Here is a 22,384-nt window from a genome sequence, read left to right as displayed (position 1 = left end):
GCGGGTAGGCGGGCTTTGCTCGCCGTAAACGAGCATTTCAAGTGTTAAATTGCTTTAAACGCCTGTTGCGGCCTCCGTACGGATTACAGTAACGATTCCAACGAGCTTTTTACAAAGCAAGGTATGTATATATGAGCCTGGACGATCTTTTCACTGCTCGCGGCACGTCGGCCAATGTGACCAACATCCGCAATCTGAAAGCCATCCAGATTTCCATCGCTTCGCCCGAATCCATCCGCGAATGGTCCTACGGCGAAGTGAAAAAACCGGAAACCATCAACTACCGCACCTTCAAGCCGGAGCGGGACGGTCTGTTCTGCGCCAAAATCTTCGGCCCGGTGAAGGACTACGAGTGCAACTGCGGCAAATACAAGCGCATGAAGCACCGCGGCATCGTCTGCGAAAAATGCGGGGTTGAAGTCATCGCCTCCAAGGTGCGGCGCGAGCGCATGGGCCACATTGAGCTGGCCGCGCCCGTGGCCCACATCTGGTTCCTGAAGACCCTGCCCTCCAAGATCGGCACCCTGCTGGACATGACCATGGCCGATCTGGAAAAGGTGCTCTACTTCGACTCCTATATTGTGCTGGATCCCGGCCAGACCAATCTGCAGAAGCGTCAGGTCATTTCCGAGGACCAGTACCTTCAGATTCTGGACCACTACGGCAGCGACGAGGTGCTCACCGTGGGCATGGGCGCGGAAGCCGTGCGCAGTCTGCTGGAAGAGCTGGACCTGGAAAAGCTGCGTGTTGAGCTGCGCGAGGAAAGCGAGGCCACCAAGAGCCAGACCAAGAAGAAAAAGCTGACCAAGCGTCTGAAGATCGTGGAGGCTTTTCTGGAATCCCAGAACAAGCCCGAATGGATGATCATGGAGGTCATTCCGGTTATTCCGCCGGAACTGCGCCCCCTGGTGCCCCTGGACGGCGGCCGTTTCGCCACCTCGGACCTCAACGATCTCTACCGCCGGGTCATCAACCGCAACAACCGCCTCAAACGGCTCATGGAGCTGGGCGCGCCGGAAATCATCATCCGCAACGAAAAGCGTATGCTCCAGGAAGCCGTGGACGCGCTCTTCGACAACGGCCGCCGGGGCCGGGCCATCGCCGGCACCAACGGCCGCCCGCTCAAGTCTCTGTCGGACATGATCAAGGGCAAGCAGGGCCGCTTCCGCCAGAATCTCCTGGGCAAGCGCGTGGACTACTCGGGCCGTTCGGTCATCACCGTGGGCCCCTACCTCAAGCTGCACCAGTGCGGTCTGCCCAAGAAGATGGCCCTGGAGCTGTTCAAGCCTTTCATTTATTCGGAACTGGAAAAACGCGGCCATGCCTCCACCATCAAGAGCGCCAAAAAGATGGTGGAGCGCGAGGAACTGGTGGTCTGGGACATCCTTTCGGAAGTGGTGCGCGAGTACCCCATTCTGCTCAACCGCGCCCCGACCCTGCACCGCCTGGGCATCCAGGCATTTGAGCCCCTGCTGGTGGAAGGCAAGGCCATCCGCCTGCACCCCCTGGTCTGCTCCGCCTACAACGCGGACTTCGACGGCGACCAGATGGCCGTGCATATTCCGCTGTCCGTGGAGGCCCAGATCGAATGCCGCGTGCTGATGATGAGCACCAACAACATTCTTTCCCCGGCCAACGGCGGCCCGGTCATTGTGCCCTCGCAGGACATCGTGCTGGGTCTCTACTACATGACCGTGGAACGCAGCTTTGAAAAGGGCGAGGGCATGACCTTTTGCGCGCCCTGGGAAGTGGAAGCCGCCTACGACGCGGGCCAGGTCTCCCTGCACGCCCGGGTCAAGGTGCGCATGAAGGAAGGCGAGGATCTTGTGCAGACCACGCCGGGCCGCGTGCTGGTCAGCGACATTCTGCCGCCGGAGCTCTCCTTCGAGCACGTCAACACGGTGCTGACCAAGAAGGCCATCGCCAAGCTGGTGGGCGCGGCCTACCGCACCTGCGGCATCAAGTCCACGGTCATCCTCTGCGACAAGCTCAAGGACATGGGGTATGAGTTCGCCACCCGCGCCGGTGTGACCATCGGCGTGAAGGACCTGACCATTCCCGAAAGCAAGAAGAACATCCTGGCCAAATCCCAGGCCGAGGTGGACGATATCGAACGCCAGTACCGCGACGGCATCATCACCCGTACGGAAAAGTACAACAAGGTGGTGGACGTCTGGACCAAGGCCACGCAGGACGTTTCCACGGAAATGATCAAGGAGATCTCCTACGACGTGCTCACGGACGAGAAGACGGGCAAGCAGGAGAAAAACCAGAGCTTCAACCCCATCTTCATGATGTCCAACTCCGGCGCGCGCGGCAACCAGGACCAGATGCGCCAGCTCGCGGGCATGCGCGGCCTGATGGCCAAACCGTCGGGCGAAATCATCGAAACGCCCATCACCTCGTCCTTCCGCGAAGGGCTCTCGGTGTTGCAGTACTTCACCTCCACCCACGGCGCGCGCAAGGGCCTGGCGGACACGGCCCTGAAGACGGCCAACTCCGGTTACCTGACCCGCCGCCTGGTGGACGTGGTCCAGGACGTGATCGTTTCCGAGCACGACTGCGGCACGGTGGACGGCATTGAGCTGACCCACATCAAGGAAGGCGGCGACATCAAGACCCCGCTGGCCGAACGCATCATAGGCCGTGTGCTGCTCTACCCCGTGCATGACCCGGACGAGCCGGAAAAAATCCTGCTGCCCGAAAACACCCTGATCACGGAAAGTGAAGCCAAGCTGATCAACGACAAGGGCATCTCCTCGGTCATGGTGCGCTCGCCCCTGACCTGCCAGTCGGAACGCGGCATCTGCGCCCTGTGCTACGGGCGCGACCTGGCCCGCGGCCATCTGGTCAATACCGGCGAAACCGTGGGCATCATCGCTGCCCAGTCCATCGGCGAGCCGGGCACCCAGTTGACCATGCGCACCTTCCACATCGGCGGCACGGCTTCGAGCACCATTGAAAAGAACAAGTTCGAAGCCCAGAACGCGGGCCGGGTGATCCTGAACCGCGTACGGGCCGTGACCAACCGCGACGGCGCGCAACTGGTGCTGGGCAAGAGTGGCCAGCTGACCATCGTTGATCCGCAGGGCCGCGAACGGGAGAAATACATTCTTCCCAACGGCGCGCGTCTGATGGTCCATGACGGCCAGGAAGTGACCAAGGGCGTTGTGCTGGCCGAATGGGACCCCTTCAACGAACCCTTTGTGTCCGAAGAAGACGGCGTGATCCGCTTCACGGACATCATCGACGGCAAGACCGTGCAGGAAAAGGTGGACGACGTCACCCGTCAGGCCTCACTGACCATCATGGAGTACCGCACCACCAACTTCCGGCCCTCCATTTCCATCTGCGACGACAACGGCAATGTGAAGAAGCGCGTGCACGGCGCGGCTGCGGCCATCTACAGCCTGCCCGTGGGTTCCATCATCATGGTCAAGGACGGCGAGAACATCCAGGCTGGCGACATCATCGCCCGCAAGCCCCGCGAAACCTCCAAGACCAAGGATATCGTGGGCGGCCTCCCGCGCGTGGCCGAGCTCTTTGAAGTGCGCAAGCCCAAGGACATGGCCGTGGTTTCCGAAATCGCGGGCACCGTCACCTACGCGGGCGAGTCCAAGGGCAAGCGCAAGCTGGTGGTCACGCCGGAAATCGGCGAGGCCAAGGAATACCTTGTGCCCAAGGGCAAGCACATCACGGCTGCGGACGGCGACTTCGTGGAAGCGGGCGATCCCCTCACCGAAGGCTATCCGGAACTGCACGATATCCTGCGCACCCGAGGCGAGAAATACCTGGCCCGCTATCTGGTGGACGAAATCCAGGAAGTCTACCGTTTCCAGGGCGTGGGCATCGACGACAAGCACATCGAAGTGATTGTGCGCCAGATGCTCAAGAAGGTGACCATACTCGACTCCGGCGGCACCAGCTTCCTGGTGGGCGAGCAGGTGGACAAGAGCGAGTTCAAGGCCGAAAACCAGAGGACCATAGCCGAGGGCCGCGTTCCGGCCACGGCGGAACCGCTGGTGCTGGGCATCACCCAGGCCTCGCTGACTACCTCATCCTTCATCTCGGCGGCTTCCTTCCAGGAAACCACCAAGGTGCTCACCGAAGCCTCGCTCAAGGGCAAGATGGACTATCTGCGCGGCCTCAAGGAAAACGTCATCGTGGGCCGCCTGATCCCGGCGGGTACGGGCTACCGCGAATACGTGAACGGCGACATCGAGGTACCGGACCAGAAGGAACGCCCCGACAAGTTCCTGGAAGAACTGGAAGAAAACCCCGTGCTGGTGGATCTGAATCAGTAACGGCCGTACTCATAGAGATAACAGAAAGCCCCGGAAGGCATGCCTTCCGGGGCTTTTTCGTGCTGACGTGATAGCGCGATTTCACTTTTGAATGGCTCTATCGCCCGCCGCGGCGACCGGCCCGACGGGCGGCCCGTAGGGCCGTGCCTGTAGCCCAAAGGGCGTACAGGCATCGAGAGGAACGCGGCGTGGATTCCGGCGAAGCGGCCGAAGGCAGCCCGAAGGGCTTGTCCCCGTTGGCGACAACGGAGCCATACGGGGAGCGACAGCAACGATAACAACGTTTTTCGCCGGAATGCCGACTTTGAAATTTGTAAAATTTCAAAGTTAATCCGCTCCGGAGGCGGGGCTCAGCTCTTGATTTCCACCCGTAGCACATGGCCGTCCTTCTTCAGCAGATCCAGCAGGTCGGCCAGATCGTAGCCGTAGGGCACCTTGATGTGCGCGTCCACCATAATGATCTGACCCTCCTTGTCCGGAACGGCCTTAAAGCTCGAGATAAAGAGCTTGCGCTCGCGCAGGGCCGCGCGCACCACATCCAGACCCGTGCATCCGTCGCGGATATGCAGGCAGAGATGCTCCATGCTGGGCGCGCGCAGCCAGGTAAAGTGCCGGTGCAGAAAAATCTGGATCAAAAAAATCAGCGCCGTGCCCAACACGCCGAGCAGATACAGGCCCGAGCCCACGGCCATGCCGATGCCCGCCGTGGCCCAGATGCCCGCCGCTGTGGTCAGGCCGCTGATGTTCTGCCCGCGCACAAAGATCATGCCCGCGCCCAGAAAGCCCACCCCGGTCACGATCTGAGCCGCGACGCGCGAAGGGTCCAGGGCCACGCCGTGCAGGGGGATCATGTCCGCGAAGCCGTACTTGGAGACGATCATGAACAGTGCCGAACCCATGGAAACCACCAGATGGGTACGTATGCCCGCCTCTTTGCGGCGGTTGGCCCGTTCATAGCCGATAAAGGCTCCGCAGAGCCCGGCCAGGAAAAGGCGCCCCAGAAACTCAAATTCCTGCAACAATCCCAAGTCCATACCCTCTCCTCCAAATACCGGCCTAACACAGATGTACAACAGACTCAACCGCTCCGGCCCCTCCGGAGCGGTCGAGGCAGCCAACCCCAAAAACATACTTGACATTATATACTTAATATGAGAATTAATTTGTATTAATTAAAGACTATATAAATATAACCAGTTAATTAATCATGAACATGGATCCCGGCTCCGCCCGGGAACCTAACCGCCCGTAGCGCGAGGAGAACATCATGTCAGCCCTACCCGAACGCGAGTACTTGGCCGAGGAAATCTGTGATCTGTACACCCGGCTCACCGGCGGAGACTATTCCGAGGACCTGCGCCGCGCCCGCGAGCTCGCGGAAGAGGAAGGCCCCCAGGACCATTGGTTGCTGACCAATCATCTGGATTATGAGTCCCGCCTCTTCCTCTGTGCGGCGGTGGCCTATTCCCTGCGCTGTATGAAGCGCGATCCGTACAAGTGCGCCGTGTTCGTGCGCAGCGTAGCGGAATCGCTGACAGCCGGGCGGCCCTCCGTATGACGGCCCGGGGAATCCCGTCTCAGCCCGGGATTCCCCGTCATCTTCCGGACGGCAGGGTTGCCGCGTTGCGGCATGCCGGAATTTCACCAGGAATCAAGGACGTGACATGCGTAACACAGCATTCGGATTCGGGACGCCTCTACTCTGCTTTCTGCTTTTCGCCTTGGGCATTGCTCTTTTCTCCGACACGGCCAGAGGCGAGGAACGCATCCCCATCACCTTTCCCCCGCTGACGACGCATACCATGCCCCCGGTCTTTTTCACGCACGACAGGCATGTGGAGCACATGGAACGCAGCAATGCGGAATGCACGCTCTGCCACCGGGAAACAGATGAAGGCATGTCCGAAACCTTTCTGGACGTCAAAGCTCAGCCCGAGCACAGGCAAATTCCCTACCTCCACGCCACCTGTACGGCCTGTCACCGCAAGGCCGACGCGGGACCGCGCCTCGTGGATTGCAGGGTCTGCCACAGCAAGGCCGTGGCCGCGCAGAGCGGGAAAAGCAATAAAGGCAAATAAGAGAGGTCGGGCCCTTGCGCACCGGGAACACGCCTTGTCCGCAGAGTTTTCAGGTGTGGGAGCGTCGGCGCCGTCAGCGGATGACGGAGTGTTGCCCCCGCTCGGAAGCGGAGTATCTTGCCCGCCCCAGGAGCCCCTTTATCGCCGCACGTCATTCAGGAGACAGAGTTGATGCTGAACTTCATTACCGGTCCCCTTTTTGTTTTCTCTTTGCTGGTCTTTGTGGTCGGGCTTCTCGCGCGCGCCGTCCTTTACGTGCGCGGTCTGGACTGGCGTCTGGAGCGCGTGGCCTACAGCTACCATCCGGAACGCTCCATCCCCGGCGCGCTGATTTCCATCGTCAAATGGCTCATACCGGGCGGCACCAGCGGCTGGCGCTCGCAACCCGCGGCCATGGCGTCATTCTTTCTGCTGCATCTGGGAGCGGTGCTGGTGCCGCTTTTTTTGCTGGGGCACACGGTCTTGCTTGAAAACTTCACGGGCATCTCCCTGCCCTCGTTGCCCAACGCTCTGGCCGATATCCTGAGCATAATGAGCGTCGCCGGCATTCTCTTGCTGATCGCGCGCCGACTGGCTTCGCCCGCGCTCCGGCAACTGAACTCCGGCGGGGACTGGCTCGTGCTGCTGCTGACCCTTCTGCCCTTCTGCACCGGCCTGATGGCCCGGCTGGACACCTCCGCCTACCAGACCTGGATTGTACTGCATGTACTGAGCGGCGAACTGTTCCTGATTCTCGCCCCGTTCACCAAACTTTCACATATCGTTCTCTACTTCATGTCCCGTGCGCAGCTCGGCATGGATTTCGCCATCAAGCGTGGCGGCGGCACGCGCGGCGGGGCATTTCCCTGGTAAACAGCGGCATCGGGATCAATTCCATTTTTTTCTCCCGCAAGGAGCGCGACATGTCCCAGTTATTGTGCAGTCCCACGCCCGCCATCAGCAAGGAAAGCATTCACGCCTTGCTTCAGGACAAGGGCGGCGCGACCTATTACCGGCAGATGCGGGAAATGCCCGTGAATCAGGCGACTCTGGCCCGCGACCTCAAACAGACCTGCAAATCACGCACCCGGACCTGGCTGGCCATCTGCGCGCATTGCGGGATGTGCGCGGAAAGCTGTTTTTTCTACAAAACCAGTAACAATGACCCCACGCAGATCCCTTCGTACAAGATCCAATCCACCCTGGGCGAGATGCTCCGGCGCAAGGGCCGGGTGGACACCGAGTTCATGATTCACGCCATGGATGTAGCCTGGGGCAAGTGCACCTGCTGCAACCGTTGCGGACTTTACTGCCCGCACGGCATTGATACGGGCGTCATGTTCAGCTATTTGCGCGGCATTCTGTTCATGCACGGCTTCGTGCCCTGGGAAATGAAGATCGGCTCGGGCATGCACCGCGTCTACGGCGCGCAGATGGATGTTACGGAAGAAGACTGGCTGGAAACCTGCGAATGGATGGTGGAGGAGAACCAGGACGAATGGCCGGATCTGGAAATCCCTGTTGAAAAAGAGGGCGCGGATGTCATGTACATTCTCAACGCCCGCGAGGTAAAGCATTATCCCGAGGACATTGCGCAGGCCGCCATTCTGTTTCACGTCACGGGCACCAGTTGGACTGTGCCGCGCGAAGGCTGGGAAAATACGTCGCTGACCATGTTCGCGGGCGACTGGGAGGGTTGCGCCCAGAACATCAGGCGCATTTACGCCGCGGTGGAGCGCCTGAAACCTAAAATGGTGGTGGGAACCGAGTGCGGTCATGCCCATCGCGGCACCGTGGTGGAAGGCCCCTACTGGGGCGGACGCGCCAGCGGCGACCCGCCGGTGCCCTTCATCCATTACGTGGAATGGGTGGCCCACTGTTTGCGCACCGGCAAGCTGAAAATCGATCCGGCCAAGAAGATCAAAATACCCTGTACACTTCAGGATGCCTGCAACTATGTGCGTAACGACGGACTGGGCAGATATACGCGGGAAATCATGAGCTATATCGCGGAGGACTTCCGCGAGATGACGCCCAATGCCGACCACAATTTTTGCTGCGGCGGCGGAGGCGGCCTCAACGGCATCGGCCTCTATCGCAAAGAACGCAATATCGGCCTCAAAAACAAGCTGGATCAGATCAAGGCCACCGGCGCACAGCTGGTCGTGACTCCCTGTCACAACTGCTGGGACGCCATCAGGGATATGATGGAAGTCTACGAGGAACACAACATCAAATGGTCATTCCTCAAACCGCTTCTGGTGGATATGATGGTGGTTCCGCCCCATATCCGCCACGAAGCTCCTTAGCATCGCCGCAACGCCCCTAACGGCGATGAAACCGGCGGGCATGCGATTCCTCCATGTCCTTTTGCAGATCGCATGCCCGCCCTGAGGGAATAACCACGCCTGCTCCGGAGAGGCTTACACGCGGACGGCGGCGCGCCCGTCCCTCCTGGCAAAAGGCGTCAGGCTGTCGCCGCCCGCACAGCCTCAAGCAGCGCTTCCGGGGCGCAACTCTTGGGCAGCACGGGAATGCCGGTGCCGAAATCCACCGGACGCGGCCCCGCGTCGCTGCAGACAATGGCCGGCAGCTGCCTGTTTTTTTCACTGCGACGCAGCCTGCTGTACATGATGGAGCCCGAGACGCGCGGCAGATCCACATCAAAAATGATGCAGTCCGGCCGCAGGCTGTCCACCAGAGCCAGGCCTTCAGCGCCGTCGCGGGCCTCGCTCACCCGATAGTCATGCAGACGAAGCGTCCGTGACAGCCTGTCGAGGCTTTCGGCATCGCTGTCGACCAAGAGAATATGCTTTTGCATGAGGTCCTCCCGCTTGGGCGTCCGGCATAGGCCGGGTTGAGTATTCCGCCGACTGACTGAGTACGGCGCGCAACGAAGCTCCGCAGCTCTGCCGGACGGAGCCGAGCGTCACCGAGCCCAGAGAATTTTGCAGACTGCGGGCGGCGTCGGCCCAGGCATCCAGCGCGACCCGGCCACAGGGCGCGGCGCTGTTGACGCCGGGAAGGGTTATGCCTCCTTCCACGGCGGCAATGATGTCCGCCAGGCTGACGTCGTCGGGGTTGCGGGCCAGTACATGCCCCCCGGCTATGCCCCGGATGCTTTTGACAATGCCGCCGCTTTGCAGCAGTCGCATGATCTTCTGGACGAATTTTTCCGAGATGCCCGTACAGACAGCCAGTTCTGAAGCGGATGCGGGCATATCCTCCGCTTGTTCGGAAAGGCACAATAAGAGGTGCAGCGCATGGCAGCTCATTGTGGAAATTCGCATTTTTATCCCTTCTCAAGAGGATGCAATAATAACAGCAAAAGTTGATATATCTAATTTAGACTGTTTTACTCATGTTTTTCCCTAACGTATCCGCCGGCATCCGTCAAGCCGTCCGGCACCACAGGGAAAAACAAGACGCATTGCCCCGCACGGGCCGCCCGTGTGAAGAGTTTCGCAAAAGTTTTTTAAAGGAAATGTGGTACAAAGTCCGTATAAAAATGTTAGGATTAGGCTGAAAAGGTGCAAAATCTTTACGCCGCTGTTCCGGCGTTTAGGTTTTGGATCTCAGTCCAGTTTTTCGGGGGACAGAGGCTATGAAACTTTCGGCAAAAACACGCTACGCGGCACGAATTCTCTTTTACATGGCAAAGCACGTTATGAACGAGCCCATTTCCTCCAATCTGCTTGCCGCGAAAACCGGCATAAGCTCGCAGTTCATCGAACAGATCCTGCGCCAGCTCAGGCTTGCCGGTATTACCGGCAGCGTCCGCGGCGCCAAAGGCGGGCATATTCTGCTGCGCAAACCGGAAGAGCTGACCTTCGGCTGCATCGTCAAGCTGATGGAAGGCGGCATTGAACTGGCCGGGTGCCTGGAAAATCCGGGAAACTGTTCCCGCTTCGGCGACTGCGCGGTACGCAAGGCCTGGGAGAGCCTCCAGGGCACGCTCGACGGCGCGCTGGAATCCATCACCATGGAAGATCTGTTGCGCGACAAGGAACTCTTTTCCGCCCTGTAAATCCCGCCGCCGCCCGCTCTTCAGCCTGCCTTTCGTGAGCGGTCCGCACGGCATGTTGCCTTCTGGACGATGGGGTTTCTCTGCCCTCTTGTCCTGTTTCCTCTTCTTCCGCCTCTGATGAAAAAATATTTTTCCAAGCGCAGCGAAAAATTTTTTTGCGGCGCTCTCTTTCACATAATATAGCTGATTTATTTAAATAAAATTATTTCACTCAAGATTACTATGATTCCTCCGAATCAGGCCGGGATCTTTGCATTTTTGTGAAATTCCGTTATCAGAAGTGACTTGCCACGCACCTTGACTTTCCCGCTTTTGTAACCAATTCCTGATAAGGATGAAGTTACAACGGGCTGGGCGCGTGCGTAATTTGGGATGAGGTTGAAAGGCAAGCAGGCGTATGCCGGGCTTGTTGCGGCGACATCGGCCCGGGGCCGATGTCCCGGCAAACCCATGATGCAGCGGCATCTTGACTTACGGGAGAAAACGCATGACCACTCTGTTCTACATTCTGGGCTACCTGGCGGTAGTCGGCTTCATTTGCCTGGCCTACTTGAAAATCAAGGCCTACATGGCGGCCAGCCCTCTGCACGTGCGCTGGGAACTCTATCCCGTGCCGCATGAAGGCCCCAAGGCCACGTACGGCGGCAGCTTCATGGAGGAAAAGGAATGGTGGACCAAGCCCCGCCACATTTCGCACTGGGGCGACATCAAGGGCATCCTGGTGGAAGTGCTTTTCCTGCACGCCACCCTGGAACACAACCAGAAGCTCTGGTTCCGCACCTATCCCTTCCATGTGGGCATGTATATGCTCATGGGCGGCACCATCATCGTGGTGCTCTCGGTCATTGCCCAGCTGTGCGGCCTGGACCCGCAGGGCGGCGTCATGGCCTTTGTGGGCAACGTGATCAGCGCCGTGGTGCTGCTGGGTTCGTTCTGTATCGTCGGCGGCGGCATCGCCCTGATCCAGCGTCGTCGTGAGGACGAAGGCCTGAAAAAGTACACCACGCCCGAGCACTACCTCAATCTTGGGGCCTTCGTGCTCTTCGGCCTGCTGTCGCTGGCGGCCTGGACCTTCAATCCCTCGTATTTCGAGCTGTCACGCACCTTCATCTACAACCTGTTCACCTTCAACTTCCAACCCCTGCCCAGCGTCTTCTTCACCCTGAATCTGCTGGTGGGCTTTTTCCTGCTGATCTGGATTCCCGTGACCAACATGGGCCATCTGATCATGAAGTACTTCATGTACCACGACATCCGCTGGGGCGATGAACCCACCACCTACAGCGAGAAAAACAAGCAGAAGATCTCCGAGATGCTCAAGTACGATGTGACCTGGTCTGCCGACCACATTGCCGGCGACGGCAGCCCCAAGACCTGGGTGGATGTGGCTACCACCAATCCCGCAGCCCCCAAGAAAGAAGACTAGGGAGTTCCGACATGAAAGACAATCTGCGTTTGAGCGATGTTTCCACTGCCGAAGGGCAGATGGTCAGCATTGATCCGAATACCCTTCCCGAGCTCACGCTTGACGTGAAGCCCATGCCCTGGAAGCCCTTCACCGACGAGCAGAAAGAAAACACGGCCTGTATTCTGGACGACGTGTGCGTGCTGAATATTCCCAAGCCCAAAACCCCGCAGGAAGAGGAAGAGCTTGTCAACAAGTTCCTCGACGGCATGCGCAAGCTCTTTTCCAAGGAAAACAACTGGACCTTCCTGCCCATGCTGGAAACCAGCATGGACAACTGCGTGCAGTGCAACTCCTGCTCCGCCGCCTGCCATCTTTTTGAGATGTCCGGCGAGAACGAGATGTACCGGCCCAATTTCCGTTCGGAAATTTTCCGCCGCATCTACAAGCAGTATGTGAAAAAAGAGCCCTTCGCCAAATGGCGTTACGGCGACATCAATTTGAACTGGAAGACCGTGGCCCGCCTGGGCGAGCTGGCCTATCGCTGCAACCTCTGCCGGCGTTGCGCCCAGACCTGCCCCATCGGCGTGGACAACGGCCTGATCGCCCGTGAAATCCGCAAGCTGTTCAGCCAGGAGCTGGGCATCTACCCCCGCGAACTGCACGAAAAGGGCACCATGAACCAGATGAAGGTGGGCTCCTCCACCGGCATGACGCCCGAAGTGGTCAAGGAGAACGTGGAGTTCATCGACGAGGACTACTCGGAAATCACCGGCGTGGGCATCCACACCCCCTTTGACGTGCAGGGCGCGGACATCATGCTGTTGCACAATGCCGGTGAAATCATGGCCTGGCCGGAAAACATCGCGGCCTTCTCCCTGATTTTCCAGGAGGCCGGCCTGTCCTGGACCCTGTCCAGCAAGGCCGTGGCCTATGACGGCGTGAACTACGGCGTGTTCTACGACGACGCCCAGACCGCGCGCATCGCCCTGCAGCACATGATGGCGGCCAAGGAACTGGGCGTCAAAAAAATCGTGATCGGCGAATGCGGCCACGCCCACAAGGCCATCACCGTCATCGCGGACCGCGTGATCCCCTTTGAGTACCAGGTGCCGCGCGAATCCTGCTACGTGACCCTGCGCGACATCGTCATGTCCGGCCGTCTCAAGCTCGATCCTTCGCGCAACGACTTCCCGGTGACCCTGCATGACCCGTGCAACGCGGTGCGCCTGATGGGCATCGTGCAGCCGCAGCGCGAGATTCTGCACAAGATCGCGCCCAAGTTCCGCGAAATGCCCTGCCACGGCGTGGACAACTACTGCTGCGGCGGCGGGTCCGGCTTTGCCATCATGACCCGCAACAATATCGACGAATGGCGCGGCAACATCTCCGGACGCAAAAAGATGTGGCAGATCGGCGAAGCCTTCAAGGAATGCCTCGGCCCCGAGACCAAGAAGTACATCTGCGCGCCCTGCTCCAACTGCAAGGGCCAGATCCGCGAACTGCTGGAACACAACGACCTGTATTCCAAGAACAGCTTCGCTTACGGCGGCCTGGTGGAACTGATCGTCAACGCCATGACCAACGTCAATCCCGGCTTCATCAAGTGGGAAGGCGACGAGGAATAACATCCCCGGCGCACTATGAAAGCCGATACACAGGGGGGCGAGAGCCCCCCTTTTTTGCGCCCTTTTTCCACCGCCCGGCCCAGGACCGGCCCAAGATTGATCTCTCACAGAATTGCCTTTGAAAAGGCGGAACGCAATGCGAATCGACCTGCATTCCGACGTTTCAAAGTTGAAATGCCCTCCCCCCTCCCCTTCCGCGGGCGGCGCATGCCGCCCCAGGCACCACTTTCAATTTCCACATAAAATATCTGCGGAACGCTGTGATCTGCCTAATGCCGAACCACTTTGCTTGCCTTTCTTTCGTAATGGCTATAGTATTTTTTACGCGTAAGCAGGGTATTTCCCATATGCTTTTATATGGCCTGCCAAGCATCAAGGCATTGTGACAAGGCAAGATATCAGGTATCCTATATAGCCGGTTTTCAGCCGACGAGCCGCTCGACGGGCGGCGGGCGTTGTACCCGGCAGGGATGCCGTAACATATTTAATCGGCCTTCCGCGTGGTCAGCATAGCTCCCGTACGCGAAAGGCAGCCGGGTCCGCAGGGACACGGCACACACCACTCCGGTCACACCGGACCGCTTTTGTACCGCATGCGCGCTTCCCTTATCGGAAGCGGGCGCGAAACAAGGCGGGCTTACGGCTGGAACCGGGCCGCACGGATGGCCGATGCAATTCTGGAGCAAAACATGCGTAAAATATATTTGAGCCTTCTTTTCCTTCTTCTGGCAGCCATGCCCGCACAGGCGATGGAACAAAACATGGGCGGCCACGACATGGCCCACGACCAGAACGCGTATTCCGACAGGGTCTACCTTTCCGGCATGATCGCCCATCATGAAGGGGCCGTGCAGATGTCCGAAGTGCTGCTGGCCGCGCCCAAGAAACAGCAGGACCCGCAGGTGGCCGCCTGGGCCAAGCAGATCATCAAGGCCCAGAAAGAGGAAATCGAGCAGATGAAAGCCTGGCTCAAGGATGCGGGCGGGCTGGATCAGCAGGCGTATGATGCCATGCGCCATGATATGCAGAATATGATGCATATGTATACTTCCCAAAATCCCAATGTGCAGTTTGTGCAGCAGATGCTGCCCCACCACGGCATGGCGGTGACGATGACCGTGCCCGTGCTTGTGCATTCGCAGAAAGCGGATCTGCTCAAGCTGGGCCAGGAAATCATCGAAGCCCAGGCCGCGGAGATGCACGCCTTCAGAACCTGGCTCAACGACCGGGGCGATCACAACATCTAACGAGAGAGAGGATGTTCCGGCGGCAGGGGGCTGCTGTCGGGGCAGGGCTTACGTATGGGGGGCATTGCGCCGTGAGGCGCAGTGGTCTTCAGTGTTTGCGTCCGGCGAATGGCGGCCCGCGCCGCTGTTCTCCCTGCGCACCGTCGGCCGGGGCCGGGCGGCATTGCAGGCCGCCCTGTGCGAACCATTGAAGCTATAATTTACATTTGAGGTAACGTTATATGGCACATCTTGAGACAACCGCTGAAATGCTGCGCAACCGCGGCGTCAGCCGCCGGGATTTCCTGAAATTCTGCGCAATCACCAGCGTGGCGCTGGGGCTCGGCCCCGGCTCGGATTTGGTCATGGCCGAGGCGCTGTCCACCAAGCCGCGTCTTCCCGTGCTCTGGATCAACGGGCTTTCCTGCTCCTGCTGCACGGAATCCTTTTTGCGCACGGCCCACCCCCTGGCCACGGACATCATTCTGGCCATGATCGCCCTGGACTATCAGGACACCATCATGGCCGCCGCCGGCGAACAGGCCACGGCGGCCTATGACGAGGCCATCAGCAAATACAAGGGGCAGTACATTCTGGCCGTGGAAGGCAATACGCCCCTGAACGGCCAGGGCATGTACTGCATCGACGGCGGCAAGCCCTTTATGGACAAACTCGCGCGCGGCGTGGAACACGCCAAGGCCGTGGTTGCCTGGGGCACCTGCGCTTCCTGGGGCTGCGTCCAGGCTGCCAGCCCCAACCCCACTGCGGCCACGCCGCTGCACAAGCTCTTTCCCAACAAGCCCCAGCTCAAGGTGCCGGGCTGTCCGGCCATTCCGGAAGTCATGAGCGCCATTCTGGCCTATATCATCACCTATGACCGTCTGCCCGCGCTGGATTCCCAGGGGCGCCCGGAAATGTTCTACGGCAAACGCGTGCACGACCAGTGCTACCGCCGGGCCCACTTCGACGCCGGTGAATATGTGGAATCCTGGGATGACGAAGGCGCGCGTTCGGGCCTCTGCCTGTACAAGATGGGCTGCAAAGGCCCCACCACCTACAACGCCTGCCCGGCCACACGCTGGAACAACGGCGTGTCCTTCCCCATCCAGTCCGGGCACGGCTGCATCGGCTGCTCGGAACAGAACTTCTGGGATCAGGGCTCCTTCTACGACCGCATCACCACCATCCCGCACTTCGGCACCAACGCCACGGCCGAGACTGTGGGTGTGGCCGCCGTGGCCGGTGTGGCCGCCGGTGTGGCCGTGCACGGCGTTGCCAGCATGATCCGGCATGCCCGCTGCCCCGAAAAAAAGGCCGACACCAGCGCTTCAACCACCAATACCAACGACTCCAACAGCTAAGGAACGATATCCATGGCCTACGAATATACCACGCAAGGATACACAGTCATTGACGCGGGCCGCCGCGTCGTGGTGGACCCGGTCACCCGCATTGAGGGCCATCTGCGCTGCGAGGTGAATCTGGACGAACAGAACGTCATCACCAACGCCGTGTCCTGCGGCACCATCTTCCGCGGCATCGAGATCATCCTCAAGGGCCGAGACCCCCGCGACGCCTGGGCTTTTGTGGAGCGCATCTGCGGCGTCTGCACCGGCACCCACGCCCTGGCCTCGGTGCATGCCGTGGAAAACGCCCTGGGCATCGACGTCCCGGACAACGCCAATATCATCCGCAATATGATGCAGCTCTGCCTGATGTACCATGACCATCTGGTGCACATGTACCATCTGGCGGGCCTGGACTGGGTGGATGTGGTCTCGGCCTCCAAGGGCGACCCATACGAGACCTCGGCCCTGGCCCAGAAGCTCTCGCCCTGGCCCAATTCCTCGCCGGGCTATTTCAAATCGGTCAAGGACCGGCTGCTCAAAGTCATCGAATCCGGCAATCTCGGCATCTTCACCAACGGCTACTGGGGTCATCCGGCCTACAAGCTGTCGCCCGAAGCCAATCTGATGGTGGTGGCTCACTATCTGGAAGCCCTGGACTTCCAGAAAGACGTCATTCACATCCACACCATTTTCGGCGGCAAAAATCCCCACCCCAACTGGCTGGTGGGTGGCGTGCCCTGTTCCCTCAACATCAACGCCTACGGCGCGGCCGACGTCATCAACCAGGAGCGCCTGGAATACATTCTTCAGGTCATCGAGCGATGCCGGGTCTTCGCCCAGCAGGTGGTGATCCCCGATACCCTGGCCCTGGCCACTTTCTACAAGGACTGGCTCGGCATCGGCAGCGGCCTGTCCAAACTTTCGGTGCTGGCCTACGGCGGCATTCCGGACATCGCCAACGATTTCTCGGACAAGAGCCTGCTGATGCCGCGCGGCGCGATCATCAACGGCAACTTTGAGGAAGTCCTGCCCGTCAACCTCACGGACCTTGATGAAATTCAGGAGAGCGTCAATCACTCCTGGTACGACTATCCCCTGGGCAAGGTGGGCCTGCATCCCTTTGACGGCGTCACCGACCCCAACTATCAGCCCGGCCCGAACATCAAGGGCACGCCCACGGACCTCAAGCAGGTGGACGAACAGGCCCGCTATTCCTGGCTGAAAACCCCGCTCTGGCGCGGCAACCAGATGGAAGTGGGGCCCCTGGCCCGCACCCTGGTGGGCTACGCAAAAAAGGACGACGCCATCAAGGGCATGGTGGACGACTTCTGCGGCCGTCTGGGCGCGCCGGTCTCGGTGCTCCAGTCCACGCTGGGCCGCATCGCCGCCCGCTCCCTGGAGCTGGCTTGGTCCGCCGAAAAACTGCGCTACTTCTATGACCGGCTGGTGACCAACCTGAAAAACGGCAACACCTCCACGGCCAATACTAAAAACTGGAGCCCCGACACCTGGCCGGAAGGCGAGGTGCGCGGCGTGGGCTTTACCGAAGCCCCACGCGGCGCTCTGGGCCACTGGATCGTGATCAAGAACAGGAAGATCGAACGCTACCAGTGCATTGTGCCCACGACCTGGAACGCCGCCCCGCGCGGTCCCAAGGGCCAGCTGGGCGCATACGAGGCCGCGCTGATGGGAACCCACATGGATATTCCCGATCAGCCGCTGGAAATTCTGCGCACCCTGCACAGCTTCGACCCCTGTCTGGCCTGCGCCACCCATATCATCGGGCCCGACGGCAAGGACCTGCTGACCGTGCGCGTGGACCGGAGCTTCTGAACCGTTGTTGCCGCGCTGGCGCGGCAACAACGTACGGGCGCGGGGTGAATCCGGCATACGGAACCCCCGCCTTGTGGAGAAATGTCATGAACAACAGTGATAACGTGCTGGAGCCTGTGGGCAAGTCAGCCTATGTCTACCAGTTGCCCATCAGGATCTGGCACTGGACCATGGTCGCGTGCGTCAGCGTGCTGATCGTCACGGGCTACATTATCGGCAAACCCTGGCTTTCCGTCACCGGGCAGCCTTACGATACCTTTTACATGGGCTATACCCGCATGGCCCACTTCATCGCCGGCTTCATCCTGATAATCAGTACGGTGCTGCGCTACCTCTACGCTCTGATCGGCAACAGGTACTCGCGGGAACTGGTCATCCTGCCGTTCTGGCGTAAATCCTGGTGGGGCGGCCTGTGGAGCGACATCCGCTGGTATCTCTTCCTGGACAAGGAGCCCCGGGTCTATGTGGGACACAATCCCTTGGCCCAGGCGGGCATGGCCGTGGGCATGGTCTTCATGCTGATCATCATGCTCAGCGGTCTGGGCCTGTATGCCCAGAGCGCCCCCCAGTCACCCATCTTCAGGCCCTTCCTCTTCATGCTGGACCTGATGTACTGGGTGGGCGGCAATGATCAGGAGCTGCGCAGCCTGCACCGGCTGGGCATGTTGCTGCTGGTGACCTTCGTCACCGTGCACATCTATATGGTGATTCGTGAGGAAATCATGGGCAAGACCACCTTGGTTTCCACTATGATCAGTGGCTTCCGTGAGCGCCGCCGGAGCTGATCCGCATAACCTCACAGCGTTCAAACGCCCGGCCGGTTCCCGCGCATCCCCGCGCCGGAACCGGCCGGAATTGCGAGAAAGGATATGGAAAAAACAATTATCCTGGGACTGGGCAACCTTCTCTACGGCGACGAGGGCTTCGGCGTGCGCCTGGCGCAGCATCTGTACGCCCATTGGGATTTCCCGCCGGGCGTCAGCGTGGTGGACGGCGGCACGCAGGGCCAGACCCTGCTCACCTTCGTGGAGGAGGCGGACAGCCTGTTGGTGCTGGATGCCGTGGATTTCGGCCTTGAACCGGGCGAGCTGACCCTGCGGGAGGAAGTACCCGCCTATGTCACAGCGCAGAAAGTCGGCCCGCATCAGAACAGCTTTTCCGAAGTGCTGGGTCTGGCGGCCCTGCGCGGCACCCAGCCGCGACGCTGTGCCCTGCTGGGCGTGCAGCCGGCGGCCATGACCCTGGGCGCGCACTGCTCGCCGGAAGTGGAGCGCATCCTGCCCGAGGCTGTGAACCAGGCCCTGGGACTGCTTCGCCACTGGGGCATTGAAGCCGTCCGCCGCCCGGAGCCCCGCCATCTTTCGGCCCCGGTCCTGGCCGAGCTCTGAACCGTTTCCCCGCGACATCCGGACCGGGATATCCGCCCATTCGCGCGCGGCATGAAAAAACTCCCGGTTTTTACGACAAAATACCTGAATTCACGCCGCCGGGGGACAGAGCGGCAAAGCCGTCATATTCCGCAAGCTGAATCACTCAAAAAAAGCGGACGGCCCTGCATAATGCACTCAACCAACCACGGAATAAGAATATACGGCCTGCAATATATTTGAGAAAATATGCACAAACGCTCTTTCGAAAAAAATTACAGAGAAAACATGCGGGCTTCACAGTACTGACGGATAAAAAAGTCCACGGATAGCGAAATACCGCTTTTGCCAGCTTGAATTTACAGCTATAGTGTTGACAGCGGATGAGGGCTCTGGTAGGCACGCACTGTCCGTGTCGCCCGCAGGCGCCTGCCTGCGGCAACGGAAAATCCACTGCCTCAGACCGCATATGGGGGCACAGCCAAATAACGGCTTTTCTGCCCGACGCGCGCCGAGTTGTCGACGTCCCGCCGGACATCAGCATAAGGGACTTCCACCTATGGTGGAGGAGAATCCCGTATCTGCACTTCTAGGAGGGATGGTTTATGGCAAACAACAACAAATTAACCGAAGACAGCGTAGCCCTCTTTATCGGCTGCTTCGTCTTCATCCTGGCCGCTCTGAACCTGTGGGGCGTCGACGTGTTGGGCTGGGTGCTCAAGACCAACATGTGGACGAACATGAGCGATGCCTTCTCGGTGACCAACAAAGGCTATGCCGACATCTCCGGCATCGGCTCGTTGTTGCTGACCTGGGCGGCAATGACCGCGGTGCTCGCCGTGGGCATCAAATGCCTGGGCGGCAATGTGGGCCGCTTTGTGGTGGCCTTCACCATCGTCTTTTTTATCGCTGAATTCTTCTTCATGCTGGGCGCCAACGCCCACATCGCGGCCACGCCCAACCAGCAGGCCAAATTCGGCATTTCCTGGTCCATCGGCCTGACCACGGAAGCGGGCTTCATCGTTGCCCTGATCGCGGGCATCCTGATCAGCAACGTCGCCCCCGCCCTGGCCGATATGCTGCGTGACGCCTGCCGTCCCGAACTGTTCGTCAAAATCGCCATCGTGGTGCTCGGCGCGGAACTGGGCGTGAAGGCCGCCGGCGCTTCCGGTTATGCCGGCCACATCATCTTCCGCGGTCTCTGCGCCATTGTGGAAGCCTATCTGATCTACTGGGCCACAGTGTACTACATCGCCCGCAAATACTTCAAATTCAGCCGTGAATGGGCCGTGCCCATGGCTTCCGGCATCTCCATCTGCGGCGTGTCCGCCGCCATCGCCACGGGCAGCGCCATCCGCGCCCGGCCCGTAGTGCCGATCATGGTTTCCTCGCTGATCGTGGTCTTCACCTGCATTGAAATGCTGGTGCTGCCCTTCGTGGCCGCCTTCTTCCTGCACAACGAGCCCATGGTGGCCGGCGGCTGGATGGGCCTGGCGGTCAAGTCCGACGGCGGCGCCATCGCCAGCGGTGCCATCACCGACGCCCTGATCCGCGCCAAGGCCATGGAAGCCGGCATCATCTGGGAATCCGGCTGGATCACCATGGTCACGACCACGGTTAAAATCTTCATCGACATCTTCATCGGCGTGTGGGCCTTTGTGCTGGCCTGGGTCTGGGCAGCCAAGTTCGACAAGACCAGAGGCGAACGCACCATGACCTTCGGCGACGTGTGGGCCCGTTTCCCGCGCTTCGTGCTGGGCTATGTGGGCACCTTCGTGATTATGCTGCTGATCTGCCTGCAGTCCAAGGAACTGGCCGCCATGGGCAAGAGCGTCATCAGCACGCTCGGACCTCTGCGCACCATCTTCTTCACCCTGACCTTCTTCACCATCGGCATGGTTTCCAACTTCCGCAAGCTGATGGAGGAAGGCATCGGCAAACTGGCCGTCGTGTACATCATCTGCCTGTTCGGCTTTATTATCTGGATCGGTCTGTTCATCTCGTGGGCGTTCTTCCACGGCATGACGCCGCCTGTGATGGCCGGTTAACGCGTTTCACCCAAGAGGTTTCATCCTCACAAGGAGTCGGATATGTCTGAAGACAAGAAGGACGTGAAGTTCCACGAAGAAGTCCAGAAAATGGAATATGAACCCCTGGATGAGACGGAACTGAAGCTCATCCACTGGAGCTGGGGGCTGGGCGTCACCCTGCTCGTGGTGCTCTGGTTCGTGAGCTATCTCTTCCCGAGCGCTCACAGCTAGACCAGGCCTTGCATCAGAACTGACGAAAGAGCGGGAGCGCGCCCACAACGCGCTCCCGCTCTTCACCTTCTCTCTCAAAGGCCGATGCGGCTTGCCGCCCGGCGCAACCAGAGCATGTAACACTTGAAATGCTCGTTCAACCACCCGGCGTCCGGGCACGTCCCGCCGCCGTAAAGGAAACAGTCATGCCGCAGTACCGTGTGCATTATATCGCGGGGCCCAACGAAAACCTTACGATCAGCCGCCATCAGATCATTGAGGCCGCTTCCTTTCAGGAAGCCTTGGGCCGGGTTACCCAATGGCCGGTGGTGGAAACCTACGATCACACTTCGGCCTGCGCCAAAAATCCCGGCACAAGCCTCTATGACTTCGAAGCCTGGGAAGCCATGCCGCTGGAAGAAAACAAAGCCTGAAAGAACTTCGGGAGGGGCGCGCGTCTCCGTCTCAACGCGCCCGCGAAGACGCCGCTACAGCCCGCACGGCGACAGTACGGCGGTATCCAGCACCAGAGGCGCGCGCTCCCAGACCTCATATTCCCGTTCCCGTACCGCCCGCCAGTCGGGGAGAAGCAGACCGGGAACTTCGCACAACCGCGCTTCCACCCGTGCCCGATGCGCCCGTGCATCAGAGCAGACAAATTCCACTTCCAGCAGCTCCGCGCCCGCTTCAAACGCTACGTCCCGCCAGGCATTGCGAGTCAGGGCAAGCGGGTTGACGCAATCCGCCAGTACGGTAAGGCCCAGCCGCAGATTATCCAACGCCAGGGCATAGCCCACGTAATAGCCCGCTGGCCCCAGGCCATCCCGGTCAACAACGCCGGAGCGGACCAAAGCCTGCTCCAGTGAATCAATGCGCAGCCAGACGGCTTTGATCCGCTGGGCAAGAAGTCGCGCCACGCTGCTTTTACCCACGCCGGGCAAGCCGCTG

At 59.9% G+C, this 22,384-nt stretch carries 20 protein-coding genes; 16 read left to right on the top strand and 4 right to left on the bottom strand.

Annotated elements, in window-relative coordinates; genetic code table 11:
- The first annotated feature begins 131 nt into the window (after window positions 1–131).
- On the top strand, window positions 132–4,304 hold the full coding sequence (gene rpoC, locus HMPREF0326_RS07980; protein ID WP_008684749.1) for a DNA-directed RNA polymerase subunit beta': 4,173 nt from the start codon (window positions 132–134) through the stop codon (window positions 4,302–4,304).
- A 350-nt stretch (window positions 4,305–4,654) separates the two neighbouring features.
- Here rpoC and HMPREF0326_RS07975 read toward each other — a convergent pair whose 3' ends face one another.
- Window positions 4,655–5,338 carry an MgtC/SapB family protein gene (locus tag HMPREF0326_RS07975; RefSeq protein WP_008684750.1) on the bottom strand — a complete coding sequence of 228 codons (684 nt, stop codon included), beginning with the start codon at window positions 5,336–5,338 and terminating at the stop codon, window positions 4,655–4,657.
- A 233-nt stretch (window positions 5,339–5,571) separates the two neighbouring features.
- Between HMPREF0326_RS07975 and HMPREF0326_RS07970 the strand changes: the two genes are divergently transcribed.
- The 4 genes from HMPREF0326_RS07970 (at window position 5,572) to hmcF (ending at window position 8,670) form a co-directional block, all read left to right on the top strand.
- Complete coding sequence (locus HMPREF0326_RS07970) at window positions 5,572–5,862, top strand: hypothetical protein (protein ID WP_008684752.1); 291 nt, start codon at window positions 5,572–5,574, stop codon at window positions 5,860–5,862.
- 106 nt (window positions 5,863–5,968) lie between these two features.
- Window positions 5,969–6,382 (top strand): cytochrome c3 family protein, encoded by a 414-nt coding sequence (locus HMPREF0326_RS07965; RefSeq protein WP_008684754.1) that lies wholly within the window; start codon window positions 5,969–5,971, stop codon window positions 6,380–6,382.
- Window positions 6,383–6,553: 171 nt separating this feature from the next.
- Window positions 6,554–7,234, top strand: a complete 681-nt coding sequence (gene hmcE, locus HMPREF0326_RS07960) for a sulfate respiration complex protein HmcE (RefSeq protein WP_008684756.1) — start codon at window positions 6,554–6,556, stop codon at window positions 7,232–7,234.
- A gap of 50 nt (window positions 7,235–7,284) precedes the next feature.
- A complete protein-coding gene (gene hmcF, locus HMPREF0326_RS07955; RefSeq protein ID WP_008684758.1) occupies window positions 7,285–8,670 on the top strand; it encodes a sulfate respiration complex iron-sulfur protein HmcF in 1,386 nt (461 codons plus the stop codon).
- A gap of 158 nt (window positions 8,671–8,828) precedes the next feature.
- On the opposite strand, the gene HMPREF0326_RS07950 is transcribed toward hmcF, so the two are convergent.
- Entirely contained in the window at window positions 8,829–9,182 is a 354-nt protein-coding gene (locus tag HMPREF0326_RS07950; RefSeq protein ID WP_009301875.1) for a response regulator, read from the bottom strand.
- On the bottom strand, window positions 9,106–9,636 hold the full coding sequence (locus HMPREF0326_RS16035; RefSeq protein WP_232221542.1) for an RrF2 family transcriptional regulator: 531 nt from the start codon (window positions 9,634–9,636) through the stop codon (window positions 9,106–9,108). The genes HMPREF0326_RS07950 and HMPREF0326_RS16035 overlap by 77 nt, the downstream gene beginning before the upstream one ends.
- A 329-nt stretch (window positions 9,637–9,965) precedes the next feature.
- Between HMPREF0326_RS16035 and HMPREF0326_RS07940 the strand changes: the two genes are divergently transcribed.
- The 11 genes from HMPREF0326_RS07940 (at window position 9,966) to HMPREF0326_RS07890 (ending at window position 21,870) form a co-directional block, all read left to right on the top strand.
- The gene (locus tag HMPREF0326_RS07940; protein ID WP_008684763.1) at window positions 9,966–10,388 is read left to right on the top strand and encodes an RrF2 family transcriptional regulator; all 423 of its coding nucleotides are present in this window, start codon (window positions 9,966–9,968) and stop codon (window positions 10,386–10,388) included.
- 487 nt (window positions 10,389–10,875) lie between these two features.
- Entirely contained in the window at window positions 10,876–11,814 is a 939-nt protein-coding gene (locus HMPREF0326_RS07935) for a respiratory nitrate reductase subunit gamma (RefSeq protein WP_008684766.1), read from the top strand.
- An 11-nt stretch (window positions 11,815–11,825) separates the two neighbouring features.
- Window positions 11,826–13,421 (top strand): (Fe-S)-binding protein, encoded by a 1,596-nt coding sequence (locus HMPREF0326_RS07930; RefSeq protein WP_008684768.1) that lies wholly within the window; start codon window positions 11,826–11,828, stop codon window positions 13,419–13,421.
- A 689-nt stretch (window positions 13,422–14,110) separates the two neighbouring features.
- Window positions 14,111–14,668: a DUF305 domain-containing protein gene (locus HMPREF0326_RS07925; RefSeq protein WP_009301877.1), complete on the top strand. Its 558-nt coding sequence runs from the start codon at window positions 14,111–14,113 to the stop codon at window positions 14,666–14,668.
- 221 nt (window positions 14,669–14,889) lie between these two features.
- Window positions 14,890–16,008: a hydrogenase small subunit gene (locus HMPREF0326_RS07920; RefSeq protein WP_008684772.1), complete on the top strand. Its 1,119-nt coding sequence runs from the start codon at window positions 14,890–14,892 to the stop codon at window positions 16,006–16,008.
- 12 nt (window positions 16,009–16,020) lie between these two features.
- Entirely contained in the window at window positions 16,021–17,829 is a 1,809-nt protein-coding gene (locus HMPREF0326_RS07915) for a nickel-dependent hydrogenase large subunit (RefSeq protein ID WP_008684774.1), read from the top strand.
- Window positions 17,830–17,915: 86 nt separating this feature from the next.
- The gene (gene cybH, locus HMPREF0326_RS07910) at window positions 17,916–18,614 is read left to right on the top strand and encodes a Ni/Fe-hydrogenase, b-type cytochrome subunit (protein WP_008684775.1); all 699 of its coding nucleotides are present in this window, start codon (window positions 17,916–17,918) and stop codon (window positions 18,612–18,614) included.
- Window positions 18,615–18,698: 84 nt separating this feature from the next.
- A complete protein-coding gene (locus tag HMPREF0326_RS07905) occupies window positions 18,699–19,217 on the top strand; it encodes a HyaD/HybD family hydrogenase maturation endopeptidase (RefSeq protein ID WP_008684777.1) in 519 nt (172 codons plus the stop codon).
- Between the two features lie 584 nt (window positions 19,218–19,801).
- Window positions 19,802–21,244: a putative sulfate exporter family transporter gene (locus HMPREF0326_RS07900; protein WP_008684779.1), complete on the top strand. Its 1,443-nt coding sequence runs from the start codon at window positions 19,802–19,804 to the stop codon at window positions 21,242–21,244.
- Between the two features lie 42 nt (window positions 21,245–21,286).
- Window positions 21,287–21,457, top strand: coding sequence for a hypothetical protein (locus HMPREF0326_RS07895; RefSeq protein WP_008684781.1), 171 nt, complete (start codon window positions 21,287–21,289; stop codon window positions 21,455–21,457).
- Between the two features lie 185 nt (window positions 21,458–21,642).
- Window positions 21,643–21,870: a hypothetical protein gene (locus HMPREF0326_RS07890; RefSeq protein ID WP_008684783.1), complete on the top strand. Its 228-nt coding sequence runs from the start codon at window positions 21,643–21,645 to the stop codon at window positions 21,868–21,870.
- 54 nt (window positions 21,871–21,924) lie between these two features.
- Here HMPREF0326_RS07890 and HMPREF0326_RS07885 read toward each other — a convergent pair whose 3' ends face one another.
- Window positions 21,925–22,353 carry a kinase gene (locus HMPREF0326_RS07885; protein WP_232224922.1) on the bottom strand — a complete coding sequence of 143 codons (429 nt, stop codon included), beginning with the start codon at window positions 22,351–22,353 and terminating at the stop codon, window positions 21,925–21,927.
- Between the last annotated feature and the right edge of the window lie 31 nt (window positions 22,354–22,384).

Origin of the sequence: Desulfovibrio sp. 3_1_syn3 (genome assembly GCF_000145315.2) — a bacterium.
Lineage (GTDB): Bacteria > Desulfobacterota > Desulfovibrionia > Desulfovibrionales > Desulfovibrionaceae > Desulfovibrio > Desulfovibrio fairfieldensis.
This window is presented reverse-complemented; position numbering and strand designations above follow the sequence as displayed.

Excerpts from the sequence above, each read along its gene's own strand:
- rpoC (WP_008684749.1), top strand. The coding sequence starts at position 132 with ATGAGCCTGGACGATCTTTTCACTGCTCGCGGCACGTCGGCCAATGTG.
- HMPREF0326_RS07975 (WP_008684750.1), bottom strand. The coding sequence starts at position 5,338 with ATGGACTTGGGATTGTTGCAGGAATTTGAGTTTCTGGGGCGCCTTTTC.
- HMPREF0326_RS07970 (WP_008684752.1), top strand. The coding sequence starts at position 5,572 with ATGTCAGCCCTACCCGAACGCGAGTACTTGGCCGAGGAAATCTGTGAT.
- HMPREF0326_RS07965 (WP_008684754.1), top strand. The coding sequence starts at position 5,969 with ATGCGTAACACAGCATTCGGATTCGGGACGCCTCTACTCTGCTTTCTG.
- hmcE (WP_008684756.1), top strand. The coding sequence starts at position 6,554 with ATGCTGAACTTCATTACCGGTCCCCTTTTTGTTTTCTCTTTGCTGGTC.
- hmcF (WP_008684758.1), top strand. The coding sequence starts at position 7,285 with ATGTCCCAGTTATTGTGCAGTCCCACGCCCGCCATCAGCAAGGAAAGC.
- HMPREF0326_RS07950 (WP_009301875.1), bottom strand. The coding sequence starts at position 9,182 with ATGCAAAAGCATATTCTCTTGGTCGACAGCGATGCCGAAAGCCTCGAC.
- HMPREF0326_RS16035 (WP_232221542.1), bottom strand. The coding sequence starts at position 9,636 with ATGAGCTGCCATGCGCTGCACCTCTTATTGTGCCTTTCCGAACAAGCG.
- HMPREF0326_RS07940 (WP_008684763.1), top strand. The coding sequence starts at position 9,966 with ATGAAACTTTCGGCAAAAACACGCTACGCGGCACGAATTCTCTTTTAC.
- HMPREF0326_RS07935 (WP_008684766.1), top strand. The coding sequence starts at position 10,876 with ATGACCACTCTGTTCTACATTCTGGGCTACCTGGCGGTAGTCGGCTTC.
- HMPREF0326_RS07930 (WP_008684768.1), top strand. The coding sequence starts at position 11,826 with ATGAAAGACAATCTGCGTTTGAGCGATGTTTCCACTGCCGAAGGGCAG.
- HMPREF0326_RS07925 (WP_009301877.1), top strand. The coding sequence starts at position 14,111 with ATGCGTAAAATATATTTGAGCCTTCTTTTCCTTCTTCTGGCAGCCATG.
- HMPREF0326_RS07920 (WP_008684772.1), top strand. The coding sequence starts at position 14,890 with ATGGCACATCTTGAGACAACCGCTGAAATGCTGCGCAACCGCGGCGTC.
- HMPREF0326_RS07915 (WP_008684774.1), top strand. The coding sequence starts at position 16,021 with ATGGCCTACGAATATACCACGCAAGGATACACAGTCATTGACGCGGGC.
- cybH (WP_008684775.1), top strand. The coding sequence starts at position 17,916 with ATGAACAACAGTGATAACGTGCTGGAGCCTGTGGGCAAGTCAGCCTAT.
- HMPREF0326_RS07905 (WP_008684777.1), top strand. The coding sequence starts at position 18,699 with ATGGAAAAAACAATTATCCTGGGACTGGGCAACCTTCTCTACGGCGAC.
- HMPREF0326_RS07900 (WP_008684779.1), top strand. The coding sequence starts at position 19,802 with ATGGCAAACAACAACAAATTAACCGAAGACAGCGTAGCCCTCTTTATC.
- HMPREF0326_RS07895 (WP_008684781.1), top strand. The coding sequence starts at position 21,287 with ATGTCTGAAGACAAGAAGGACGTGAAGTTCCACGAAGAAGTCCAGAAA.
- HMPREF0326_RS07890 (WP_008684783.1), top strand. The coding sequence starts at position 21,643 with ATGCCGCAGTACCGTGTGCATTATATCGCGGGGCCCAACGAAAACCTT.